General features: G+C 73.4%; 17 protein-coding genes. 4 read left to right on the top strand and 13 right to left on the bottom strand.

Going from position 1 to position 19,802, the window contains the following annotated elements:
* The first annotated feature begins 26 nt into the window (after positions 1 to 26).
* Positions 27 to 944, top strand: coding sequence for an aldose epimerase (locus tag AB0J24_RS02065; RefSeq protein WP_358673977.1), 918 nt, complete (start codon positions 27 to 29; stop codon positions 942 to 944).
* Positions 945 to 999: 55 nt separating this feature from the next.
* The gene (locus tag AB0J24_RS02060) at positions 1,000 to 1,623 is read left to right on the top strand and encodes a malonic semialdehyde reductase (protein WP_358673974.1); all 624 of its coding nucleotides are present in this window, start codon (positions 1,000 to 1,002) and stop codon (positions 1,621 to 1,623) included.
* Positions 1,624 to 1,924: 301 nt separating this feature from the next.
* Here the strand turns inward: AB0J24_RS02060 and AB0J24_RS02055 are convergent, their stop codons facing one another.
* The 8 genes from AB0J24_RS02055 to AB0J24_RS02020 are packed head-to-tail and all read right to left on the bottom strand — an operon-like array spanning position 1,925 to position 10,316.
* On the bottom strand, positions 1,925 to 3,532 hold the full coding sequence (locus tag AB0J24_RS02055) for an ABC transporter ATP-binding protein (protein ID WP_358673971.1): 1,608 nt from the start codon (positions 3,530 to 3,532) through the stop codon (positions 1,925 to 1,927).
* On the bottom strand, positions 3,529 to 4,398 hold the full coding sequence (locus AB0J24_RS02050) for an ABC transporter permease (RefSeq protein WP_358673968.1): 870 nt from the start codon (positions 4,396 to 4,398) through the stop codon (positions 3,529 to 3,531). Before AB0J24_RS02050 ends, AB0J24_RS02055 begins: the two co-directional genes overlap by 4 nt.
* Positions 4,395 to 5,357 (bottom strand): ABC transporter permease, encoded by a 963-nt coding sequence (locus AB0J24_RS02045; protein ID WP_358674376.1) that lies wholly within the window; start codon positions 5,355 to 5,357, stop codon positions 4,395 to 4,397. The genes AB0J24_RS02050 and AB0J24_RS02045 overlap by 4 nt, the downstream gene beginning before the upstream one ends.
* 5 nt (positions 5,358 to 5,362) lie before the next feature.
* Entirely contained in the window at positions 5,363 to 6,931 is a 1,569-nt protein-coding gene (locus AB0J24_RS02040) for an ABC transporter substrate-binding protein (protein WP_358673965.1), read from the bottom strand.
* A 54-nt stretch (positions 6,932 to 6,985) separates the two neighbouring features.
* A complete protein-coding gene (locus tag AB0J24_RS02035) occupies positions 6,986 to 7,507 on the bottom strand; it encodes a thioesterase family protein (protein WP_358673962.1) in 522 nt (173 codons plus the stop codon).
* Positions 7,500 to 8,501 (bottom strand): 3-hydroxyacyl-CoA dehydrogenase NAD-binding domain-containing protein, encoded by a 1,002-nt coding sequence (locus AB0J24_RS02030; RefSeq protein ID WP_358673959.1) that lies wholly within the window; start codon positions 8,499 to 8,501, stop codon positions 7,500 to 7,502. Before AB0J24_RS02030 ends, AB0J24_RS02035 begins: the two co-directional genes overlap by 8 nt.
* Complete coding sequence (locus tag AB0J24_RS02025; RefSeq protein WP_358673956.1) at positions 8,494 to 9,387, bottom strand: 3-keto-5-aminohexanoate cleavage protein; 894 nt, start codon at positions 9,385 to 9,387, stop codon at positions 8,494 to 8,496. The genes AB0J24_RS02030 and AB0J24_RS02025 overlap by 8 nt, the downstream gene beginning before the upstream one ends.
* On the bottom strand, positions 9,384 to 10,316 hold the full coding sequence (locus AB0J24_RS02020) for a TetR/AcrR family transcriptional regulator (protein ID WP_358673954.1): 933 nt from the start codon (positions 10,314 to 10,316) through the stop codon (positions 9,384 to 9,386). The genes AB0J24_RS02025 and AB0J24_RS02020 overlap by 4 nt, the downstream gene beginning before the upstream one ends.
* Before the next feature lie 185 nt (positions 10,317 to 10,501).
* On the opposite strand from AB0J24_RS02020, the gene AB0J24_RS02015 reads away from it, so the two are divergent.
* A complete protein-coding gene (locus AB0J24_RS02015) occupies positions 10,502 to 11,953 on the top strand; it encodes a mannitol dehydrogenase family protein (RefSeq protein ID WP_358673951.1) in 1,452 nt (483 codons plus the stop codon).
* A 34-nt stretch (positions 11,954 to 11,987) separates the two neighbouring features.
* Here AB0J24_RS02015 and ppgK read toward each other — a convergent pair whose 3' ends face one another.
* Both ppgK and AB0J24_RS02005 read right to left on the bottom strand, forming a co-directional pair.
* Positions 11,988 to 12,734, bottom strand: a complete 747-nt coding sequence (ppgK, locus tag AB0J24_RS02010) for a polyphosphate--glucose phosphotransferase (protein ID WP_358673948.1) — start codon at positions 12,732 to 12,734, stop codon at positions 11,988 to 11,990.
* A gap of 15 nt (positions 12,735 to 12,749) precedes the next feature.
* The gene (locus AB0J24_RS02005) at positions 12,750 to 14,486 is read right to left on the bottom strand and encodes a phosphoglucomutase (protein ID WP_358673945.1); all 1,737 of its coding nucleotides are present in this window, start codon (positions 14,484 to 14,486) and stop codon (positions 12,750 to 12,752) included.
* 81 nt (positions 14,487 to 14,567) lie between these two features.
* On the opposite strand from AB0J24_RS02005, the gene AB0J24_RS02000 reads away from it, so the two are divergent.
* Complete coding sequence (locus AB0J24_RS02000) at positions 14,568 to 15,461, top strand: ABC transporter substrate-binding protein (protein WP_358673942.1); 894 nt, start codon at positions 14,568 to 14,570, stop codon at positions 15,459 to 15,461.
* 49 nt (positions 15,462 to 15,510) lie between these two features.
* On the opposite strand, the gene AB0J24_RS01995 is transcribed toward AB0J24_RS02000, so the two are convergent.
* The 3 genes from AB0J24_RS01995 to AB0J24_RS01985 all read right to left on the bottom strand — a co-directional run bounded on the left by AB0J24_RS01995 (position 15,511) and on the right by AB0J24_RS01985 (position 19,308).
* Positions 15,511 to 16,632, bottom strand: coding sequence for an AbrB family transcriptional regulator (locus tag AB0J24_RS01995; RefSeq protein ID WP_358673939.1), 1,122 nt, complete (start codon positions 16,630 to 16,632; stop codon positions 15,511 to 15,513).
* Between the two features lie 159 nt (positions 16,633 to 16,791).
* The gene (locus tag AB0J24_RS01990) at positions 16,792 to 17,262 is read right to left on the bottom strand and encodes a nitroreductase/quinone reductase family protein (RefSeq protein WP_358673936.1); all 471 of its coding nucleotides are present in this window, start codon (positions 17,260 to 17,262) and stop codon (positions 16,792 to 16,794) included.
* 174 nt (positions 17,263 to 17,436) lie between these two features.
* Positions 17,437 to 19,308 carry a DUF222 domain-containing protein gene (locus AB0J24_RS01985; RefSeq protein ID WP_358673933.1) on the bottom strand — a complete coding sequence of 624 codons (1,872 nt, stop codon included), beginning with the start codon at positions 19,306 to 19,308 and terminating at the stop codon, positions 17,437 to 17,439.
* Between the last annotated feature and the right edge of the window lie 494 nt (positions 19,309 to 19,802).

Below are 19,802 nucleotides of genomic sequence, written 5' to 3'. Positions count from 1 at the left end.
CCGGGCCGGTCGCGCACACTGCGGGCATGGACGCGTGCGGTGAGCGGTTCGTGATCGTCTCCGGGGACTGCCGGGCCGAGGTCGACGAGGTCGGTGGCGGGCTGGCCGGGTTCGTCCAGGGCGGCCGGGTCCGGGTCGAACCGCACCCGCCGACGGCCCGCCCGGCGAAGGGCTCGGGCGCGGTGCTCGCGCCGTGGCCGAACCGGGTGCGGGGCGGTCGCTGGAGCCTGCGCGGGGCACAGCAGCAGCTCGCGCTGACCGAGCCCGGCGCGGGCAACGCCATCCACGGACTGCTGCGGCACGTCCTGTGGACGCTCGCCGACCGCGCGGCGGACCGGCTGGTGCTGACCGCCGTCGCGCCGGTGCAACCGGGATGGCCGCAGCCGGTGCGGCTCCGGCTCACCTACACCGTCGGTCCCGGTGGGCTGGGCGTCGAGACCGAGGTGGAGAACGTGGGCACCGCGCCGGTGCCGTTCGGCCTGGGGTTCCATCCCTACCTGCGGGTCGGTGACGTCCCGGCCGACGAGTTGGAGCTGACCCTGGCCGCCCGGACCTGCCTGCCGCTGCGCGACCAGCTGCCGGACGGACCGCCGGAACCGCTGCAGCGCCCGTTCGCCGGGACCCCGCTGGCCGGGCTCGAGCTGGACCATGCGTTCGGCGGCTGCGTGCCCGGTGAGGGTGACGGGCTGGTCCGGCACCGGGTGGTCGCTCCGGACGGCGGCGGGACCGAGCTGTGGGCGGACCCGGTGTTCGGCTGGGTGCAGGTCTTCACCCCGGGGGACTTCCCGCGGCAGGGCCCGGACGGTGCCGTCGTCGCGTCGAGGGCGGTCGCGGTGGAGCCGATGACCTGCCCGCCCGACGCGTTGAACTCGGGCACCGACCTGATCGAGCTGGTCCCGGGTGAGGCACAGGTGCTGCACTGGGGGATCACCGCCACCGGGTGATCCACTTCACCTGCGCGGCCGGAATCCGGGCTGTTGGTTGAGCGTTTTATCGCTTGTGACGACCGAGACCCAGCTCCCCCTTCGCCTGCCCGTGCTCGACGACGCCGGCCGGGCCGTGCTGTTCACCGAGGCCCGTACCTCGAACACCTTCTCCGACGAGCCGGTGTCCGACGAGACGCTGCGCTCGATCTGGGATCTCGCCCAGTGGCCCCCGACCGCCGCCAACACCCAGCCGCTGCGGGTGACGTTCGTGCGCACCGCCGAGGCGAAGAAGCGGCTGATCCCGCTGCTCGCAGAGGGCAACCGGGCCAAGTCCGAACAGGCCCCGGTGACCGCGATCCTGGCCGCGGACCTGGACTTCCACGAGCACACACCCTTCACCTTCCCGATCAATCCCGACATGCGGGACAACTTCGAGGCGCAGGGCCGTGACGGACGCGAGGGCATGGCACGGTTCAACGCCGGCCTGCAGATCGGCTACCTGTTGCTCGCCGTCCGCGCGCACGGCCTCGCCAGCGGCCCGATGGCCGGATTCGACGCCGACGCCGTCACCGAGGAGTTCTTCCCCGGAGGCCGGCTGCGCGCCCTGCTCGTGGTGAACATCGGCCACCCCGGGGCGGACCCCTGGTACCCGCGCCTGCCGCGCCTGGCCGCCGAGGACGTGCTGAGCTTCATCTGAGCGGAGCGCCGGCCGTCCGCTCCGTGCCGTTGTCTCCCGGGCCGGGTCGGGCCGGGCCCGGCGAGGCCGGGCGGTCGGCCGGAACCGCTCACCTGGTGAGTGGTTCCGCCCGGCCGACACCGGCAGGCAGCCGGCACCCGGCCAGCAGCCGACATCGGCAGGCAGCCGACACCGGCAGGCAGCCGGCACCCGGCCAGTAGCCGGTAGCGGGAGGCAGCCGACACCGGCAGGCAGCCGGCACCCGGCCAGCAGCCGACATCGGCAGGCAGCCGGCACCGGCCAGCAGCCGGTACCGGCCCTTTCACCGCACCGCAGCCATCGACGGCGTGTGCTCCAGCAACTGCCGGGTGTAGGCGTGCTGCGGGTTCGCCAGCACCTCCTCGACGGTGCCCTGCTCCACGATCCGCCCGCCCTGCAGCACCGCGATCCGGTCCGCCACCTCGCGGGCCAGTGCGATGTTGTGCGTCACGAACAGCATGGCCGTGCCGAGCTCGCGGCGCACTGTCGCGAGCAGGTCCACGATCGCCGCCTGCACCGACACGTCGAGCGCCGAGGTGACCTCGTCGCACACCAGCACGTCCGGCGCGGTGACCAGGGCCCGGGCGATGGCCGCCCGCTGCCGTTCCCCACCGGACAGCCCGCCCGGGTAGCGACCCGCGAACGTCTCGTCCAGGCGCACCTGACCGAGCATGTCCACTACCCGGGCCCGCCGCGCCGGGGCGTCGAGATCGGTGAGGTGGCGCAGCGGCACCTCCAGCGAGCCGGCGACCGTCCGCCGCGGGTTCAGTGACGCGAACGGGCTCTGGAACACGTACTGCACGCTGCGCAGCTGGACGTAGCTGCGCGGGGTGGTCAACGGCTCGCCGCGCAGCGCCAGCGACCCGGTGTCGAGATCGAGCAACCCGGCCAGGCCACGGGCCAGGGTCGTCTTGCCGGAGCCGGACTCGCCGAGCAGCATCAGGCACTCACCGGGCCACAGCTCCAGGTCGATGCCGTCGAGCACGGTCGCGCGCCCGTAGCTCTTCCCGGCCCCGGACACCTGCAGCAGCGGGGTACCGGCATCCGCGCCCGACGCGACGGTGTCCCGCTCGACGATCCGGTCGAGATCGGGCACCGCCGCGATCAGGCTCCGCGTGTACGGGTGCTCGGGTGTGGTGAGCACCTGGCGCACCGTCCCCGCCTCGACCACCTCGCCGGCCTGCATCACGGCCACCCGGTCCGCCAGCCCGGCGACGACGGCCAGGTCGTGGGTGATGTAGAGCGCCGCCGTCCGGGACCGGGTCACCAGATCGCGGACGGTGTCGAGCACCAGGTCCTGGGTGGTCACGTCGAGCCCGGTGGTCGGTTCGTCGAGCACGACGACGTCCGGCCGGTTCGCGAACGCGGCCGCGATCCCGACCCGCTGCTGCTGCCCGCCGGAGAGCTGGTGCGGGTAGCGGTGCAGGAACGACTCGTCGCAGTCCAGGCCGACGTCGGTCAGCACCTCCCGCACCCGCTCGTCGACGTCACCGTCGTAACCGTGCGCCACCAGCACCTCCGAGACCTGGGTGCCGATCCGCAGCAGCGGGTTCAGCGAGAGCGCCGGGTCCTGCGGCACGTAGCTCACCAACCGGCCGCGGACGCCGCGCAGCGTCGCCGCCGGCAGGGTGAGGAGGTCCTCGTGGGATTCCGTGTGCCCGTCGAAGCGGATGCTCCCACCGGTGTGGGCGAGCCCGGCCCGGAAGTGCCCGAGCGCGGCGAGCGCGGCGGTCGTCTTGCCCGAACCGGACTCGCCGACCAGGGCGAGGATCTCACCGGGTGCGACGGCGTAGTCGACACCGTGCAGCACCTCCCGGCCGCCGGTGGTCGCCACCCGCAGCCCGCTGCACTCGATCGTGCATCCCGTGCCGGCCTCGTTCGTGCTGCTCATGCCGGAGCCTCCCCGGTCGTGTCGGCCGACTCCTTCGCCAGCGCGTCGGTGATCATGTTCGTGCCGACGGTCAGCACCGCGATCGCGAGCACCGGCAGCAGCACCCCCCACGGTGTGACGATCAGCGCGATCCGGTTCTCGTTGATCTGCAGCCCCCAGTCCGCTGCCGGTGGCTGCACCCCGAGCCCGAGGAACGACAGCGAGGCCACGTAGCCGATCGAGTAGGTCAGGCGCAGACCCAGCTCGACCATCAACGGACCGGTGATGTTCGGCAGCACCTCGGTGGCGAGGATCCGCCGCCGCGGCACGCCGTACATCCGGGCGGCCAGCACGTAGTCCTGTCCGGCCACGGACAGCGTCGCCTGCCGGGCGACGCGGGCCACCCGGGGGATGTGCGTGATCCCGATGACCAGCACCAGCAGCCAGCCCGACGAACCGAGCACCGCCACCGCCAGCAACGCCAGCACCAGCTGCGGGAACGACAGCAGCACGTCGCCACCTCGCATGATCAGCGAGTCGAGCCTGCTGGTCCGGTCACCGGCCGAGTACCCGGCGAGCATCCCGGCGATCGCGCCGCCGACGATGCCGATCGCGGTCGCGGCCAGCGCGTAGAGCAGTACCGGGCCACCGCCGGCGAGGAACCGGGTCAGCACGTCGCGCCCGAGATCGTCGGTGCCGGCGACCCCGTCGGGCCGGAACGGGCGCCCGGCGAAGTCGTCCACGCCGTAACCGGTCAAGAGCGGTCCGAGCACCGGGCCGAGCAGCGCGACCGCCACGACGACGAGGGTCAGCACCGCCCCGATCCGGGCCTGGCGACGGCGGAACGTGCGCCGCAGCAGTCCTGCAGGGACAGCGGGGGCACTCATGCGCCACCTCCAGATGCGTGCCGGATCCGTGGATCGGCCAGGATCCCGGCCACGTCCGCGGCCAGGTTCACCAGCACGTAGAACGCGGCGATGATGAGCGTGATCGCCTGCACCACCTGGACGTCCCGGTTGGCGACGGCGTCGATCAGCGCCTGACCGACACCGGGGTAGCGGAACAGGAACTCGACGACGACGACACCGCCGGCCAGCCAGGCGAGCTGCAACGCGAGGACCTGGGCGACCGGCCCGATCGTGTGCGGGACGGCGTGCCGGACGAGCACGGTGCGCTCGGGCAGGCCCTTGAGCCGGGCCATCTCGACGAACCCGGCGTCCAGCGCCTCGGACAGCGTGGCCCTGGTCATCCGCACGACGTACGGGATGACCACCAGCGCGAGCGTGAGGACCGGCAGCACCAGCTGCTCGGGTCGCGCCCACACCGGCTCGCCGGGCCGCGCGATCGTCACCGACGGCAGGATCTGCAGGACCGATGTGGCGAACAGGATCACCAGCAGGACACCGATGACGAACTCGGGCAGCGCGGCCAGCACCAGGCTGGCACCGGACAGCGCCGAGTCGGTCCGGGTCCCGCGGCGGGTCGCCGCCCAGGTGCCCAGCGCCAGCGCCACCGGCGTGCTGATCAGTGCGGTGAGCACCAGCAGCAGCGCCGACGCGGCGATCCGGCCGCCGAGCAGTTCGGACACCGGGCCCTGGGTGGCGGCGGAGAAGCCGAGGTCGCCGGTGAGGACACCGCCGAGCCAGGACAGGTAGCGCTCCCAGGCGGGCCGGTCCAGGCCGAGCTGCTCGGTCAGCGCCGCCACCCGCTCCGGGGTGGCCTGCTGGCCGAGGATCGCCCGCGCCGGGTCACCGGGCAGCAGCAGCGTCGCGGCGAAGATCAGCAATGACACGACGAGCAGCACCAGCACGCTCACCAGCAGGCGTTTCATGATCATCGTCGTCAGCAGGCTCATGCGGCCACCCACGCCTTCCGGAACTCGTAACCCGACAGCGACAACCCGGTCCGGTTCGGGACGAGGCCGCCGACGTAGGTCTGGTGCGCGTCCACCCGGTCCGGGAAACCCCAGATGAGGTAACCGCCGCGGTCGAACTCGATCTGCTGGGCCTGCCGGACGAGCTGTGCCCGGATCCCGCCGTCGACCTCGGAGCGGGCCCGGCGGACGACGGCCTGGTACTCGGCGTCGTCCCAGTGGGTCTCGTTGAACGGGGCGTCGGGCATCGAGGACTGGGACGCCTGGGGGAGGTAGTTGCGGGTGTTCCAGAAGCTCTGGGCGAACTCCCACTGCAGGTACTGGTCGGAGAAGAAGGTGGAGGTGTCGACCCGGCGCAGCCCGATCTCGACGCCCGCCGCGCGGGCCTGTGTCGTGTACACCTGGGCGGCCTCGACGGTGCCCGCCTGGATCGGCGAGGTCACCAGCTCCAGCGACAGGTTCGGCCGCCCGGCAGCCGAGAGCAGTTCGCGTGCCCGCTCCAGCTCCTGTTCCCGCTGCGGGTCCAGGTAGTCCGGGTCGAACCGCGCGTACAGGTCGACCGCGGGGGCGCCCAGGCCGGACAGCACCTGGTTCACCATCTCCCCGCGCCCTGCGATCAACCGCAGCGCCTGCCGCACCCGGACGTCGTCGAAGGGCTCGACGTCGACCCGCATCGTGATCGGCAGCCACGCCCCGGTCTGCGAGGTGAGCAGCCGGATCTGGGAGTAGGACCCGACGACCTCGGTCAGCGACAGCGGCACCTGGTCGATCGCGTCGACCTGGCCGGAGAGCAGCGCGTTGATCCGCGCGTCGTCCTCCGAGAAGTTGATCAGTTCCAACCGGTCGACCCACGGTTGGTCCGGACGCCAGTAACCCTCGTGCCGACCGAAGGCACTCTGCTGGCCGGGGGTGAACGACTCGGCCCGGAACGCCCCGGTCCCGACCGGGCGGGCGAGATCGAAGTCGGCGGGCACGATCCCGCACGAGTACTCGGCCAGGTACTGGTCGAACACCGGCGACGGCTCGGTGAGCTCGAACCGGACCTGCCGGTCACCGGCCACGACGACGTCGTCCAGGATCCCGAACTGGGAGGCCCCGGACTTCGGGTCGTCCGGGTCGGTGATCCGGCGGAAGGTGGCGACGACGTCGTCCGGGGTGACCGGGCGGCCGTCGTGGAAGGTGATGCCGGCGCGGATCGTCGCGGTCCATGCGCGGGCCCCCGGTTCGGGTCGGACCATCTCGGCGACGGCGGGTTGCAGGGTGTACGCGTCGTCCCAGTGCAGCAGGGGTTCGTAGAGGCTCAGCGTGCGGGCGATGTCGGGGTTGGTGGCCGGGCTGTGCGGGTCGAGGGTGTCCGACGCGCCACCGCCGGTCACCCCCACCCGTAGGACCCCGCCGCGGCGGGGAGGCCCGGCGTCGCGGGCGGCGGCGGTGCCGCCGCAGCCGGCGAGCAGCACCACCGCCCCCAGGCCGGCCGCGCCGGCGAGCAGGCGGCGCCGGGAGATCGACGCCGCCGGCGTGCTGTTCCCCGCTGTCGTGCTGATCATGACTTCTCCTCCGGGAAGGCCCCGGGGTCCCGCCCCGGGGCCGCGGTCGCGGGCTCAGGTCGGGGGCCGGCGCACCACCGTCCCGTTCTCCGCGGCCCGCCCGCCGACCGGACGGATCGCCCGTCCGGCCTGTTCGGGGGCGGGCCGGCCCCCGTCGAGCGCGGCGAGCGCGTCGAGCCCGTCGGCGACGTCGGGCGGGAACGGCGTGGTCCCGTCCGCCCCGACGTGCAGGCACATCAGTTCCTCGGTGGCCGCGCGGCGGTCGGCGACGCGCAGTTCGTGCCAGAGCCACAACCGCTTGGCGTCCCGGCCGAGCACCCGGGTGTGCACGGTCAGCGGGGCACCCGGTCCGACCTCGGCCAGGTACCGGACGTGCGCCTCCACCGTGTACAACGAGCAGCCGGTGGCCGCCCGGTAACCGGCGTCCATCCCGGCCCGGTCCATCAGCGCGGTCGTCGCGTCGCCGAACACCAGCACGTAGTACGGCTCGGAGAGGTGCCCGTTGTAGTCGATCCACTCCGGACGCGCCGTGTCGGTGTGCACCAGTGGCCCCCCGGGCTGCAGCGGGTCAGCCACCGGTGCCCCCGCCGGTTCCGGCGGCCCGGGCCGCCTCGACCGCACGACGGACGGCGATGACCGCCCGGTCCCGCTCCGCCACCAGCTCGGCCATCGGCCGTCCCCCGGCGCTGACCTGTGCCCCGGCGACCATGTCGTCACGCAGCGCGGTGGTCAGCTCGGGGGCGTCGAGCCGCGTCCACGGAGCCTTCAGCGAAGGTCCGAAGTGGTCGAGCATGTGCGCCATGCCGCCCTCGCCGCCGGCCAGGTGGAAGGTCAGACAGGGGCCGTGCACCGGCCAGCGCAGACCCGGCCCGTCGGTGATCGAGCGGTCGATCTCCTCCGGGGTGGCCTCGCCCGCGGCCACCATGTGCAGCGCCTCGCGCCAGATCGCCTCCTGCAGCCGGTTGGCGATGAAGCCGGGAAGCTCCCGGTCCATCTCGATGACCGACTTGCCGATGTGCCGGTAGAACCGGGCCGCCCGGGTGGTCGCCCAGGGCTGTGTCGCGGTCCCGCCCACCACTTCGACCAGCGGGATCAGGTACGGCGGGTTGAACGGGTGCCCGACGACCAGGCACCCCGGATCGACGGCCTCGGTCGCCATGTCGGACATCGGGAACCCCGAGGTCGACGAGGCGACGACGACACCGGGCCCGGCGGCGTCGGCCAGCTCGGCCAGCAGGGTCCGCTTCAGGGCGAGGTCCTCCGGGGCGCTCTCCTGCACGAAGTCGGCGCCCGCGACCGCCTCGGCCGCGGTCGGGAACAGTTCCAGCGCGCGCGGGTCGGCGCCGTCGGCCAGGCCCAGCTCGGTCAGCGCGGGCCAGGCTGCGTCGATCGTGCGCCGCAACCGGGCCTGAGCGTCCGGTGCCGGGTCCCATGCGCGCACCCGCAGGCCGCGGGCCAGGAAGTACGCCGCCCAACCGCCGCCGATCACCCCGGCGCCGATGCAGGCGACGGTGCGGATCCCGGAGACGGGGGTCTCGGGTTCGTGCTCGCGCACCGGGGGCTCAGACACCGGCCCGCTCCGTCAGCCCCAGGATCTCGCGCGCCCGGCCCGGGGTCGCGACCCGTCCACCGAGGTTCTGCACGATCTCGACGGCCCGTTCGGTGAGCTGCTCGTTGGTGGCCTGCACACCACGGGCCAGGTAGAGGTTGTCCTCCAGCCCGACCCGGACGTGTCCGCCCTGCAGCATCGACTGCGCCACCCAGGGCAGCTGGTCGCGGCCGATCGCGAACGACGCGAAGTTCGAGCCGGGTGGCAGCAGGGCGACCATCGCGGCCAGCACGCCCGGGTCGGCTGGGGCGCCGTAGGGGATGCCCATGCACAACTGGAACAGCGGCGGGGCGTCGATCAGCCCCTCGGTGACCATCGTGGAGGCGAACCACAGCTGACCGGTGTCGAAGATCTCCAACTCGGGCTTCACACCGAGCTCCTGGATCCGCTTGGCACCGGTGCGCAACATGTCCGGCGTGGACACGTAGAGCTGGTTGCCCTCGCCGAAGTTCAGGGATCCGCAGTCGAGCGTGCAGATGTCCGGGAGCAGCTCCTCGACGTGCGGGAGCCGTTCCAGAGCGTTGACCAGGTCGGTGCCCTCGACCGGTCTCAACGGGTCCTCGGCGTCGATCACCAGGTCGCCGCCCATTCCTGCGGTCAGGTTCAGGACGACGTCGACACCGGAGTCCCGGATCCGGGTGACGGTCTCGCGGTAGAGGGCGACCGCGCGGGACGGGTCACCGGTCTCGGGGTCGCGCACGTGGATGTGCACGACGGCGGCGCCCGCGCGGGCGGCGGCGATCGCGTCGGCGGCGATCGCGGCCGGGGTGACCGGGACGTGCGGGCTGCGGCCCACCGTGTCTCCGGCCCCGGTCACCGCGCAGGTGATGATGACGTCACGGTTCATCCGTTCTCCATCCGGTCGTTCTCGGTCGACGGGTCTCCCGGCACCGCGAGCACGGCCCGGTCGATGAAGTCGTGGAGCACCGCGCGCATCTCGGCGGGCCCGGTCCCGGGGGTGCCCGCCATGACCTGGATCCCGAGACCGTCGATCAGCGCGGTGAGCTGGTGGGCCAGCAGTTCGGCCCGCCCGGTGACGAACACGCCGGCCGACGCCCCGTCCTGCAAGGTCATGAGCACGCTGCGGTACCAGCGGTCGTAGGAGTCCCAGTAGAGCTCGCGCCGTGCCGGGTCGATCGCGGACTCCGCCCACACCTGGATCCAGATCGACCATTCGCGGCGCAACAGCTCACCGTGGGGCAGCTGCAGGTCGATCAGCCGCAGTAGCCGCCGGTGCGGGTCGGCGATCTCACCCAGCTCCGCGACCTGCCGGTCGAACGCCAGCTTCACGTTGTGCCGCAGTGCCTCGTCCAGGAGCTGGGAGCGGGTGGGGAAGTGGTAGTGGATCGCGGCGGGACTGGTGCCGCAGGCGCGGGCGACGTCCGCGGTGCGGACCCGGTGATAGCCGTGGTCGGCGATCAGCTGCCAGGCCGCGTCCAGGATCCGGCGGCGGGTCCGGCGGGCGCGGTGGGTGGCCGGTCCGGCCGTCGTGGCGGCGGTGGGTGTGACCGCGGCGCCGCCGGGTACGGCGGTGTGCGTCCGGGCATCGTCGCGGCCGTGCAGCAGGCGGTTGACGGTCTCCCCGGTGACGTCGGCTATCGCGACGAGTTCGGCGGCGGCGAACCGGCGGCGGCCGGCCAGCGCCTTGGACAGCTTGGTCTCCTCCAGCCCGATCGCGGCGGCGAAGCGCCGCTGGGTCCAGCCCTCCCGCTCGAGCAGATCGCGCACCCGGGAGGCGACGGCGGCGTCTCCTGTGGTCGCGGGACGGGAGGTCATGACGGGGCACCGTAATGCCCGACTTGCGCTAATCGCAACGTTGTCGTGCCGTCGGCGCTGTTCCGTGCAGGTACGGCACTGGTATCCGGTGCGTCGTTCAGGTCGGTGCGGTGGACGGGACGGCCGGGCGCCCGGTCCCGGGTAGGGTCGCCCGTCGGTACGGAGTCGACCCGGGGGAGAGGGCCATGCGCTCGCTGGACGAGGCCGCGATCTGGAACGAAGGAGTGCCGGGGGTGGACGTCCCCGGTTACGACCGGACCGGCATCCGGACCGGCATCGTGCACATCGGCGTCGGCGGTTTCCACCGCGCGCACCTGGCGATGTACGTCGACTCGCTGCTGATCGCCGGGGAGGCCCGGGACTGGGGGATCTGCGGCGTCGGCGTGCTGCCCGGCGACTCCCGCATGCGCGACGTGCTGCGCGCCCAGAACGGGCTGTACACGCTGGTGCGCAAGGAACCCGACGGCTCGCTCGCCCCACGCGTCGTCGGTTCGCTTCTCGACTACCTGTTCGCCCCCGACGACCCGGAGGCGGTGATCGAGCGGATCGCGCACGCCGACACCAGGATCGTCTCCCTGACGATCACCGAGGGCGGCTACGCGATCGACCAGAAGACCGGCGGTTTCGATCCCGAGTTCCCCGGCGTGGGCGATCCGGCCAGCGCGTTCGGCCTGGTCGTGGAGGCGCTCGCCCGGCGCCGGGAGCGCGGCACCGGGCCCCTGACGATCATGAGCTGCGACAACATGCAGGGCAACGGCGACGCCGCCCGCCGGGTGTTCACCGGGGTCGCCCAGCTGCGTGACCCCGCGCTGGGGGCCTGGGTCGCCGACCAGGTCACCTTCCCGAACTCGATGGTCGACCGGATCACCCCGGCGACGGCCGACTCCGACCGCGAAGCGCTCGCCGAGCGGTTCGGCCTGCGCGACGGCTGGCCGGTGGTCTGCGAACCGTTCACCCAGTGGGTGCTGGAGGACGACTTCGCCGCGGGCCGCCCCGACTTCGAGCGGGTCGGCGTGCAGGTCGTCGACGACGTGGTGCCCTACGAGTTCATGAAGCTGCGCCTGCTCAACGCCACCCACCAGGCGCTGGGCTACCTCGGCTACCTCGCCGGGTACCGCTACGTGCACGAGGTCGCGCAGGACCCGGTGTTCGCGGCGTTCCTGCGCGGCTACATGGACGACGAGGCCACTCCGACCCTGCGCCCGGTGCCCGGGATCGACCTCGACGGGTACAAGGACACGCTGATCGAGCGGTTCGCCAACGCCGGCGTGGCCGACACCCTGCTCCGTATCAACTACGGCAGCTCGGACCGGATCTCGATCTTCCTGCTGCCGGTGGTGCGCGAGCAGCTCGCCGCGGGCGGGCCGGTGGACCGGGCGGCCGCCGTCGTCGCCGGATGGTGCCGCTACGCCGAGGGGACCGACGAGCAGGGCACCCCGATCGAGCAGCAGGACCGGCTCGCCGCGGAGCTGACCGTGCTCGCGCAGCGCGAGCGGACCGAGCCGCTCACGTTCCTGCGCTACACCCCGGTGTTCGGCGACCTCGCCGAGGACGAGCGGTTCGCCGGTGCGTTCCGCGGCGCGCTGGAGTCGCTCTACACCCGGGGTGCGGCCGCCACCGTCGCCGATCTGGCCTGAACCCGGCCGGCGACCGGGGGGAGATCCCCTCCGCTCAGCCGCGGGCGAGCAGCGCCGCCCCGATGATCCCGGCCTCGTTGCGCAGCTTCGCCGGGACCATCGGGGTCCGCGTCGACACGTGGGGCGACCACTTGTCGAACTTCTTGCTGACCCCGCCGCCCACGACGATCAGGTCCGGCCAGAGCAGGTTCTCGACGTGGCGGAAGTACCGGGTGAGCCGCCCGCCCCACTCCTTCCAGCTCAGGCCCTCGCGCTCGCGGGCCGAATCGGCGGCTCGGGTCTCCGCGTCGTGCCCGTCCAGCTCGACGTGGCCGAGCTCGGTGTTCGGCACGAGGTGGCCGTGCGAGATCAACGCCGTCCCGATCCCGGTACCGAGCGTCGCGAGCAGGACGACGCCGGAGGCGGCCCCGGCGGCGCCGAACTCGACCTCCGCGACCCCGGCCGCATCGGCGTCGTTGACCACCGTGGCGTCCCGGCCGGTCACGGTGCGCAGCACCGACGCGGCGTCGCAGTCGACCCAGGAGGCGTCGACGTTGGCGGCGGTCCGGGTGATCCCGTGCTGGACGACCGCGGGAAAGGTGCAGCCGAACGAACCCGTCCAGCCGAAGCTGTCGAGGATCTCGGCGACCGCCCCGGCGACCGCCTCCGGGGTGGAAGGCTGCGGGGTCGGGATCCGGACCCGCTCGCCGACGAGCTTCCCGGTCGCCAGGTCGACCGGCGCCCCCTTGACGCCGGAACCGCCGATGTCGACACCGAAACCGTGTTCGTGCGTGCTGCTCACGTCGGTGATCCTTCCTCAGCCCGCCAGTGCGGCGGACACCACGTCGCGCGCCTGCGCCTGGATCGCCGCCAGGTGGTCGGGGCCGCGGAAGCTCTCGGCGTAGACCTTGTAGACGTCCTCGGTGCCCGACGGGCGGGCGGCGAACCAGCCGGACCCGGTGACGACCTTGAGCCCGCCGATCGGCGCGTCGTTGCCCGGGGCCCGGGTGAGCTTCGCGGTGATCGGGTCACCGGCCAGTTCGGTGGCGGTGACCGCGTCGGCGTCGAGCCTGCCCAGCGCCGCCTTCTGCTCGCGGGTACAGGCCACGTCGGTCCGGGCGTAGGCCGGCTCGCCGAAGCGCGCGGTGAGCTCACGGTAGTGCTCGCTGGGTGTGCGCCCGGTGGTCGCGGTGATCTCGGCGGCGAGCAGCGCGAGCAGCAGGCCGTCCTTGTCGGTGGTCCACGGCGAGCCGTCCCGGCGCAGGAACGACGCGCCGGCGCTCTCCTCGCCGCCGAACCCGATCTCCCCGGATCGCAGGCCGGGCACGAACCACTTGAACCCGACCGGCACCTCGACCAGCGGCCTGCCCAGGTCGGCGGCCACCCGGTCGATCATCGACGAGCTGACGGCGGTCTTGCCGACCCCGGCGGCCGCGGGCCAGCCGGGGCGGTGCGCGTAGAGGTAGCCGATCGCGACGGCGAGGAAGTGGTTGGGGTTCATCAGGCCGCCGTCGGCGGTGACGATGCCGTGCCGGTCCGCGTCGGCGTCGTTCCCGGTGGCGATGCGGAACGGGGCGTCGGCGGGCCGCGCGCCGGCACCGCCGGGCGCCATGCGTGTGATCAGCGACGCCATCGCGTAGGGCGACGAGCAGTCCATCCGGATCTTGCCGTCCCAGTCCAGCGTCATGAACCCGAACGCCGGGTCGACGGTCGGGTTGACCACGGTCAGGTCGAGCCCGTACCGCTCGGCGATGGCGCCCCAGTAGTCGACCGAGGCGCCGCCGAGCGGGTCCGCGCCGATCCGGACGCCCGCGTCGCGGATCGCGTCCATGTCGAGGACCTGGTCGAGCTGGGCGACGTACTCGCCCAGGAAGTCGTAGCGGCCGGGGTCGATCGTCGTGGAGCGCCGGACGCCGGCGAGGCCGGCCTCGAGCAGTTCGTTGGCCCGGTTCGCGATCCAGGTGGTGGCCTCGGTGCCGGCCGGGCCGCCGTCCGGCGGGTTGTACTTGAAGCCGCCGTCGGCGGGCGGGTTGTGCGACGGGGTGACGACGACACCGTCGGCGAGCCGACCCGATCCGGCACTGTCGGCGAGCCGACCCGATCCGGCACCGTTGGCGAGCCGACCCGATCCGGCGCTACCTGCCCGCCCGCCTTCTCCCGTGTTCGCGACCAGGATCGCGTGCGAGATCGCCGGGGTGGGGGTGAGGCCTCCCCGGGAGTCGACCACCAGCGTCACGTCGTTCGCGGTGAACACCTCGGCCGCGGTGCGCCAGGCCGGTTCGGACAGTGCGTGTGAGTCGCGCCCCAGGAACAGCGGTCCGTCGATGCCCTGAGCGGCGCGGTACTCGACGATCGCTTGGCTGGTGGCGGCGATGTGGTCGTCGTTGAAGGTGGCCGTGAACGCCGACCCCCGGTGCCCGGAGGTGCCGAACGCGACCCGCTGGACGTCGACCTTCGGGTCCGGGTGGACGTCCCGGTACGCCGCGAGCAGCGCGGGCACGTCCACCAGGTCCTCGGGGCGGGCCGGGGTTCCGGCGCGCTCGTGCACGGTCATGGAGTCCTGTCCTTCCGGAGATCGGTCGTCGTTCACCCTGCCGCATGGGCAGGGGTGTCGGCAGCACCTACGCTGCCGTACGTGCGGATCGCCTCACTGTTGCCGGCCGGTACCGAGATCGCCGGGCGGCTGGGGCTGGCCGACCGGCTGGTCGGGGTGACCTTCGAGTGCGACCATCCGGCGGGGGTTCGGGACCGGGTTGCGGTGGTGGTCGACACGGCTCTGCCCGCGGCCGGGACGCCGGCGGAGATCGATGCGGTGGTCCGGGAGCGGGCGGCGGCCGGGCTGCCGCTCTACGACCTGGACCGGGCGGCGCTGGCCGCCGCCGATCCCGACCTGATCCTCACCCAGGATCTGTGCGCGGTGTGTGCGCTGCCGGGATCCACGGTGGCGCAGGCGCAGGAGTCGATCGGGACGGACGCGCAGGTGCTGTCGCTCGACCCGCACCGGCTGCCCGACGTCCTGGACGTGATCACCGCGGTCGGTACGGCGGCGCAGGTCCCGGAGGCGGCGGTCGCTCTCGTCGGAGAGCTCACCGGGCGGCTGGACGGCGTCGCTGCCGCGGTGTGCGGACGGCCGCGGCCCCGGGTGCTGGTGCTGGAGTGGACGGAGCCACCGTTCCTGCCCGGGCACTGGGTCCCGGACCTGGTGACGGCGGCGGGCGGGTCCGCGGTCGGCGCGGTTCCGGGTGGCCGCAGCGTCGCGGCCGGGTGGGACACGTTGCCCGGCCCGTTCGACGTCGTGCTGGTCGCACCGTGCGGTTTCGGGCTGACCGGCGAGCAGGGAGCACTCGCGCAGGCCCGCGCGGTGCTGGACCGGCTCCCGGCGCAGATCCCGGTGTACGCCCTGGACTCGGCGTCCTATGTGGTGCGGGCCGGGCCGCGGTTGGTGGACGGGGTCGAGGCGATCGCCTCGGTGCTGCATCCGGGGGCGGTGCCGGAGCCGCCGCCGGGCCGGATCGAACGGGTGCGCTGACCGGGCGCTCCGGCGCGGGGGCGCTCCGCCCGGGCCCGACCGCGCGTCGTCACCCCGGTGGGTGCTCCGGCTCCGCCTGGTCACCGCCACGACCGCCCGAACCGAGCCACTGACCGGTGAGCCGGGCGATCCACGGCGCGACGAGCAGCATCAGCACCACGCGCAGCACCTGGACGGCGACCACCGACGTCACGTCGACCCCGGACGAGATCGCGGTGGCCAGTACCGCGTACACCCCGCCGGGGGTCGTCGCGAGGTAGCCCTCCAGCGGGGTCATGCCGGTGAAGTACGACAGGACCAGGCCGAGCCCCGCGCACAGCGCGACGACGGCCAGGATGAGCACGGTGGCGAGCGGGAGCACCCGTGCGACGGTGGCGAGGGCCCGGCGGGTGAACCGCAGACCGGCCTGCCAGCCGATGAGCGCGTAGGCGAGGTCGACGACGGGCAGCGGGACCGAGGCGCCGAACGAGAATCCGCTGAGGGTGATCGCCAGCGCGATCACCATCGGACCGAGCAGTGCCCCGGCCGGTACACGGGCGAGCCGGGCGAGCGGGATACCGGCGGCTGCGCACACGGCCAGCACCGCGAACCCGGCCCACGACGCAGCGGGTGCGGCGGGATCCGGCACGGCGCCGGGCGCGTCGTGCTGCGCGCCGTAGAGCACGACGGCGACCACCGGCATCATCGCCGTCACCAGGCCGACACGCAGGTACTGGATGACCGCGACCATCCGTTCGTCGCCACCTAGCTCGCGGCTGATCGCGACGAGCCCGGACGCGCCGCCCGCGGTCTGCGCGAGCATCCCGGTGAGTGGTGTGACGCCGGACTGCAGGCCCATGAGCAGGCCGGCGGCCATGCTCACCAGTAGCGTCCCCAGGCTGATGAGCAGGACGGGGAGCCAGTTCGACGCGATCGCGGCCAGCGTGTCGGGCTGGGCGAGCAACCCGATGACGACGCCGATCACGGCCTGCGCACCGACGCTGAGCGGGCGCCCGACCCGGCTCGGACCGAGCCCGCACAGGGCCAGCACGGTGGCGACCAACAGCCCGGCGAACAGTGCGGGGGAGGGCACACCGAGGGCGGCCAGGCCGGCGGTGCCGAGCACGGTGAGGACGGCGAGCAGGAGCCATCGCCACCAGGAAGTGTTCCGCGGGCGCCGGAATGCCGTCACCGTGTGATCACGGGCCGAGCGTATGCGGGACCGTGCCGAGCCCGCCCCGCGCGCAACGGTGACCCGGAACACGATCGTTGTTCGAGCGAACGATCTGGTCGTGCGGCGGACCGCACCGGCACCGCCGAGCGCGGGAGGGCCGGCGGCACAGCCCGCGACTCAGCCCGGATCGATCCGGAACACGGGGCAGATGCCGGCGAGGGCTGCCAGCGCCTCGGACGTCGGTGCAGCCGCGATGCCGCTCTCCACCATGATCTCGACCCCCTCCGGGGTCACCTCCGGCCACGCTGCGAGCACCGGGCGTGCCTCCTCGACCGGGAGCTCGGTCAGGAGGACGGTCTCGGTGGTCGCTGGTACGCCACTGCTCAGTATCGCCTGCCCGGCCGCGGCGCGGACGTTCGCGATCCAGTCGGCGGCCGGGAAGCCGCCGACGACGAACCGGGCACCGTCCCGCTCGTGGACCGTGAGCGGGATGGCCCGGGGGCGGCCGCTGCGCCGGCCCGGCACGGTGAGCACCGGCAGTTCGAACGGCAGCTCTCCGGCCTCGCGCCGGGCCAGGAGCTGATCATTCATCCCCTTCAGCTCGTGCGGCGCACGGATCTGGGAACGGGGGTCGGGCGTGCCGGTCATGGCATCTCCACAGGTCGGTGCCGGTTCGATGATGGGGCGGTACGCCTCGGTACTATTTCAGTACGACGTACGGAGTCCAGTGTGCCATCGACTCGGGGCCGACGCCTCCGCGACCGGGGGCTCGTGCCCGCGGCCCGGTGGTCCCGAGACCGAGACCCGACCTGTCGGGTGCGGTCAGAAGGGTGCCGGGTCGTCGCCCGCATCGTCCGAGTCGTACGAGGTGGTGTCCGAGCCGGCGAGGGTCCTCACCGGGCGGGGCGGGACGCACCGGTCGCGTCGCGCGGATGCCACGGCGGCCGGCGCCGGTGACGAGACGGTGCCCGGCCTTGGGGATGCATCCGGAGGCGCGTCGCCGGTGAGGTCTCGGTAGTCGCGGGGATGCGACGTGCTGGTCCAGCCGTGAGGGCTGATCCATTCGATGGTGCCGTCGGGGTGGGCCAGAACCTGCCAGCCAGGTCGATCCTTCAGGGTGTGGCAGCCGCGACAGTAACCGTGCAGGTTGTCCTCGCTGGTCTGACCGCCTCGTGCCCAGGGGATGTGGTGGTCGAGGTCCCGCACGGGGTGATCACAGGCCGGGCCACGGCAGCGCCCGTCGCGGGCTCGGACGTGGTCGGCCATGGCAGCGGGCGGTGAGTACATGGTGCGCCCCACGTTCCGGATCCGGCCGGTCGCGGGGTGGGTGATGAGTTGCTGCCAGACCCCACCGGCAGCGAGTGCGCGGGCGGTGGTGGCGGGGATGGGGCCGTGCCCCGTGAGTTCGGCGGGGCGCTCGCTGGTGCCGATGAGGGTGTCGAGGGAGACCACGACCTGGACGAGTGGTTTGCGGCCGAGCGCATCGCTCGGGTCGGGCTTCTGGGCCAGCGCTCGGGCGACCGCTTCGGCGAGCACGTGATGCGGGACCCGGGCCGGACCGGCGGGCTGGTCGGCGGGTTCGCGGGCACCGCACCGGGACGCGCTGTGGTGGCCGGTGGGGTCGGTGTTGGTCGGGCCGGGTGGCCCGGTGGTGCCCGGACCGGGTTGCTCGGTGCCGGGTCGGGCGGTGGCCGCCGGCGGCCTGGTCACCGGGACCGCGGCCGGGGCCACGGGCACCGGGGTGGCGGCGAGGAGGCTCTCCACGGCCGTGTGCACCTGGCCGAGGTCGGTGACGGAAAGGGTGCCTTGCAGGAGCTGATGAGCCAGGTCGACGCGGCGTTGCTCAAGGGTGCGCGGGTCCTCGGCGCCGAGCGAGCGGGCGAGGCGGTCGAGTGATCTCCAGGACGCCTGGGCGTCGGGGGCGGAACCGGTGAGCCAGAGGGTGGCCATGCCGTCATCTCCGTGGGAGAGCCCGATCCTGCGGTCGTCCAGGCTGCGCAGGTGGCGGCGGCGCGCTCCGTCCGGATCGACCGTGGCCACGGCGCGGCGGAGGCGGTCGTAGATCTGACGGCGGGTGGCCCCGGCGGCATTCGCGAGCACGATGGCCTCGACCTGGCGAGCCTGCTCGTCGTCGAGGACGTCGGTGGCACGCAGCACGGTGTCGACCTTGCACCGGTCGAGCCGCCCGGACTGCAGGGCGTCGAGCGTCGCGGGCAGGACGTGCGCGAGGCGCTGGGCGTCGGCGATGATCCCGCGGGCCCGTTCGCGGCTGACGGCCAGGACGAGGCCGAGCTCGTCGGGCAGCCACTGCTGCACCGGAGTCGCGGCGGCGGCACCGGGGCGGACGGCCTCGCCGGACCGGGGATGGCGGTCGGCGTAGAGAGCGATCACGCGGTGTTCGAGCGCGGCGAGCCAGTTGCGATGGCGTGCGGTGGCCGCGACGACCTCGAGCAGTTGGGTGTCGGTGAGCTGGTTCGCGAGGGCGGTGGCGTACTCGATGTCGAGGGCGAGGCGGGCGCCGGGCGGGGAGTCGGGATCGATCACCGGGGTGCCGGGTGCTGGCGGGTGGAGGACGTGGGGCGCCTCCTCGTCCTCCATCTCCGGGTCGATCTCGGGGGGCTCCCGCTCGGCCCAGTGCGGACGGGCGAGCACCAGGTCTGTCAGGTCCGCCTCATCCACCACCGGATCGAACATGCATTCGACCTTAGCGCCGACGGGGTCGCCGTCGCGAGCCACCGACCATGATCGTTTGCAATGGTGAACAGGCTCTGCGCTGCGCCGCGTGCCGCGCACGGCCTGACGGTGCGGGGTGGGCCCGGCCGGAGCCGGCCACGGGGGCCGTGCCCGCGACCAGTGGGCACGGTGTGTTGCTGCCCGGCAGCGGGAGGGCGGTTCCGGGCCTCTCACGTCCGTCGGCGCGGGGAGTCAGGGAGAGCCGGGAAGGCGCCGAGGCGGGGAAGCGGGGAGGCCGGGGGCCCCCCATCGGGGCCACGCACGGTGATCACCCACCCGGGTGTGACGGGCCCGGTGGTGACACCGCCCGGGAGCGGACCGTGCGGCTACTGCTGCCGAGCGTCGTCGACGGCCTCGGCGGCCCGCTCCACCGCGGCCGCGGTGCGCCGGATTGCGCAGCGAACCGCCCAAGTCCGAGCCCTCGTCGAGCGGCACCAACCCGGCCGCCAGCGCGC

The sequence above is a fragment of the Pseudonocardia sp. NPDC049635 genome (assembly GCF_040659795.1).
Taxonomy (GTDB): domain Bacteria; phylum Actinomycetota; class Actinomycetes; order Mycobacteriales; family Pseudonocardiaceae; genus Pseudonocardia.
The sequence above is the reverse complement of the archived record's forward strand: the minus strand, read 5'-3'. Positions and strand labels throughout refer to the sequence as shown.

Bases quoted from the DNA above. Each gene is read 5' to 3' on its own strand.
- AB0J24_RS02055 (WP_358673971.1), bottom strand. From the start codon at position 3,532: ATGAGCAGCACGAACGAGGCCGGCACGGGATGCACGATCGAGTGCAGC.
- AB0J24_RS02005 (WP_358673945.1), bottom strand. From the start codon at position 14,486: ATGACCGTGCACGAGCGCGCCGGAACCCCGGCCCGCCCCGAGGACCTG.
- AB0J24_RS02020 (WP_358673954.1), bottom strand. From the start codon at position 10,316: ATGACCTCCCGTCCCGCGACCACAGGAGACGCCGCCGTCGCCTCCCGG.
- AB0J24_RS02065 (WP_358673977.1), top strand. From the start codon at position 27: ATGGACGCGTGCGGTGAGCGGTTCGTGATCGTCTCCGGGGACTGCCGG.
- AB0J24_RS01990 (WP_358673936.1), bottom strand. From the start codon at position 17,262: ATGACCGGCACGCCCGACCCCCGTTCCCAGATCCGTGCGCCGCACGAG.
- AB0J24_RS02050 (WP_358673968.1), bottom strand. From the start codon at position 4,398: ATGAGTGCCCCCGCTGTCCCTGCAGGACTGCTGCGGCGCACGTTCCGC.
- AB0J24_RS02040 (WP_358673965.1), bottom strand. From the start codon at position 6,931: ATGATCAGCACGACAGCGGGGAACAGCACGCCGGCGGCGTCGATCTCC.
- AB0J24_RS01985 (WP_358673933.1), bottom strand. From the start codon at position 19,308: ATGTTCGATCCGGTGGTGGATGAGGCGGACCTGACAGACCTGGTGCTC.
- AB0J24_RS02025 (WP_358673956.1), bottom strand. From the start codon at position 9,387: ATGAACCGTGACGTCATCATCACCTGCGCGGTGACCGGGGCCGGAGAC.
- AB0J24_RS02015 (WP_358673951.1), top strand. From the start codon at position 10,502: ATGCGCTCGCTGGACGAGGCCGCGATCTGGAACGAAGGAGTGCCGGGG.